This is a genomic window from bacterium (genome assembly GCA_024224155.1).
GTDB lineage: Bacteria > Acidobacteriota > Thermoanaerobaculia > Multivoradales > JAHEKO01 > CALZIK01.
Map to the genome: position 1 here is coordinate 1 of JAAENP010000042.1, position 1,742 is coordinate 1,742.

Here is a 1,742-nt window from a genome sequence, read left to right on the forward strand (position 1 = left end):
CTCGGCCAGCATCCTCGACGGGTTGGACGAGCCCCTCACCGTCATTCGCCTCGATCTGTCCCGCGACCTCCGGCGCTCGCTCGCCTGCACCAATGTCATCGTTAACGCCCTGGGAACATTCCGCCGAGCCAGCCGCAACGTCAAGCGATGCGGGAACGCCGAAATGGCTCTGCGGTGGACTGCCGCCGGCATGCGGGAGGCCCAGAAAACCTTCCGTCGTCTCAAGGCCTAGCGGCACTTGCCCGTCCTCCCCGGCGCCCTGCAAGACCACGTGCGAACGGCTCACGATAACAGCCCCAATGAAACCATCATAAACGCAGCCTAACCTCGCCAACCCGCGATACCTGCCTCGCCGTATTCAGCGGAGAACGGGACATCGCCTCCCGGACGAGCTCTGAGGCTAAGAGCTTTGCTTTGGCTCTATTCGCAAATCGTATGCATTAGCCTCCCATGGCGGCGTTGAGGCATGTTCGCGGAGTGGGGCGGCCGGGAAGGACAGCGAGGTGGAACCAACGGAGGTAGTTGTCGAGGTACTTCGTGGCGACCCCGCGGTGGCGGCGGAGGAACGTCTTGATTTGCTCATGACGGCTGTTGACGGTCTGAATGTGCATCTCGCCGCGGACCCGTTCGCCGGCCGACAGGTTGAGCGCTTCATGGCTGATGCCCAGCACGGCGGCACAGGGTGGGTAACTGGTGCAGCCGTCGGAGACCAGCAGGGCGTCCTTTTCGACGACCGGCCCAAGAACGTCCCGGAGAGCGTCGGCACTGACCGTCGGCAAGACAGCGCTGACGGTGGCGCCGGAGCGATCGGCCGCCACCAGGATCGGAACCTGCTCATACGAGAGGCCGCGCTTCGTGGCCTTGCCGCCCCGCTTACGGGGCTTGCGGTCGAGATTGCGTTCCCCCTTGCGACTGGCCAACACGAAGGTCTCATCGGCCTCGACGATACCCCGCAGCTTTTCCGCTCCGGCGTTCACCGCCCCGAGGAAGCGGTGGCGCCAACGGAACGCGGTGCTCACGGCCACGTCACAGCGCTCAGCCGAGTCTCTCACCGTCTCGCCCGCGGCCAGGGACTGGCCGAAATCCAGCCAGCGCTCCTTGTGGTGCAACCCGGACAAGGGCGTGCCCGTCAGGGCGCCGAAGGTTTTGCCGCAGCCCTTGCATTGATAGCGACGCAGGCCGCGCGCGTAACCGCGAGCCACGGCTCCCGGCGTGCCGCAATGCGGGCAACGCCGATCCTCACCGACGCCGAGTTCAATCGCCGCCAGCGCGGCAGCCCCCGAAGGACGCCCCGCCAGCACCTCCATCGCTTCCGCCTTCTGCGCCTCTGTCAGCGTTTCTGCCACCGACAGCCAAGCCCGAAATTCCTTCCGATCCATCGCCACGACCTCCAGCGTTCCCAACGCGATCCCGCCATTCTAGGCGATCTGCATACGGTTTACGAATAGAGCCTTAGCTTTCGTACCGCCGGAATACCATGACGATCCCGACGCGACACGCGGCAGCGTGCGACGCTTGCTCGCTCTGCCGTTCGAGGCGCTGTGCATGGACCATGGGGCTCCGGTCGCCGCCAACCCCCATGAGGCGCTGCGAAGGTTGTTAGGCTGAAGCCGACCGGGATCTGGAGGATCTCATACGAGCCAACGGGTTTGCCGGCTCGGTTTATCTGAGACGTCTGGCTCCCGCTGCACAGGAGAAATCAGCAAAAACAATAACTTGTGGTCGCTCTTAGCCAAACCCAG

1 protein-coding gene and 1 pseudogene are annotated in these 1,742 nt (G+C 64.5%); one reads left to right on the plus strand and one right to left on the minus strand.

The window, feature by feature from the left end; genetic code table 11:
• A pseudogene (locus tag GY769_02715) lies at positions 1-229 on the plus strand (IS256 family transposase).
• 211 nt (positions 230-440) lie between these two features.
• Here the strand turns inward: GY769_02715 and GY769_02720 are convergent.
• Positions 441-1,379 carry an IS1595 family transposase gene (locus GY769_02720; protein MCP4200830.1) on the minus strand — a complete coding sequence of 313 codons (939 nt, stop codon included), beginning with the start codon at positions 1,377-1,379 and terminating at the stop codon, positions 441-443.
• Positions 1,380-1,742: the final 363 nt, after the last annotated feature.